Here is a 928-nt window from a genome sequence, read left to right as displayed (position 1 = left end):
GGTCGAGGCGGCGCAGGCCGCCTTCCGCGCCGCCCGCGGGCCCGCCTGCGCCGCCGACCGGCTGGAGCTGGACCAGGCCTTCGACGCCGTCCACGAGCTGGCCGAGCTGACCGACGCCTTCGCGGGGACCAGCGAGGACGCCCTCGCCCGCCTGACCCGCGCCGACCCCGGCCTGGTCGCGCCCGACCTGCGCTATCGCGCGTGCCTGGGCGAGAGCGTCGCCGAGCGCCTGGCCGACGCCGACCTGGCCCGCCTGTACGGCGCCGCCTTCGCCCGCCTGGAGGCGCAGCGATGAGCTTTCCCGTCTATCGCGACGCTAGCGGCCGCTACGCCGTGGCCACCGACCACGTCCCCGACGAAGCCGTCGCCATCGAGCGCGACCTGGCCGCGGCGCAAGCCCTGGCCGAGCGGATGAACGCGGACCGCGCCCCCGCCCCGCGCGAGTGAGGGTAGCTTCCGATCCAAAGCGGTGCATCACGGTCTGGCCGGCGCCGCGAAAGTCGACTTCCACAGACCAGCCTGGGCCTGAGGGGCGCGGTCAGCTGACGTCAAACCCGAAGTACCGCAGAGCGCGGATCGTGCGGCCGTTGATCGGATGACGCTCCCTGTCCATCCAGCCCAGCAGTTCCATGGTGCAGGATTCTCCGAAACGGCGAAGCCGGTAAGACTTGTCGTTCAAGCAATCGTAGGCCCGGGCGCGGGGACAGATCGGCGGCGATCGCGAGGCCCTCCAGGCGCGGGTTCCGCCGAAACCGCCGATTGTGCGCGGTCCCCGCCTCCCCTTAAGCTTCACCGTTTCGAGCGGGGGCGGAATCGGTGGACAGGCGATCGGTGTTGAAGACGGCGCTGGCCGCCGGGGGCGCTGCGCTCGCGCCGGCGGCGGCCTGGGCGGCGACGCCCGCCGCGGCGGGCAGGTACGCCGCCGAGA

Annotated in this window: 2 protein-coding genes; both read left to right on the top strand. The window is 73.5% G+C overall.

What is annotated here, in order from left to right; genetic code table 11:
- A partial coding sequence (locus G3573_RS21670) for a hypothetical protein (RefSeq protein WP_163263688.1) occupies positions 1 to 295 on the top strand: 295 nt, incomplete at its 5' end.
- The gene (locus G3573_RS21665; RefSeq protein ID WP_163263687.1) at positions 292 to 447 is read left to right on the top strand and encodes a hypothetical protein; all 156 of its coding nucleotides are present in this window, start codon (positions 292 to 294) and stop codon (positions 445 to 447) included. The genes G3573_RS21670 and G3573_RS21665, both read left to right, overlap by 4 nt.
- The last annotated feature ends 481 nt before the right edge of the window (positions 448 to 928 follow it).

Source organism: Caulobacter sp. 17J65-9 (assembly GCF_010975005.1).
GTDB lineage: Bacteria > Pseudomonadota > Alphaproteobacteria > Caulobacterales > Caulobacteraceae > 17J80-11.
Note: the sequence above shows the minus strand (reverse complement) of the source record. Positions and strands in the feature narration are given on the sequence as shown.

Bases quoted from the DNA above. Each gene is read 5' to 3' on its own strand.
- G3573_RS21665 (WP_163263687.1), top strand. From the start codon at position 292: ATGAGCTTTCCCGTCTATCGCGACGCTAGCGGCCGCTACGCCGTGGCC.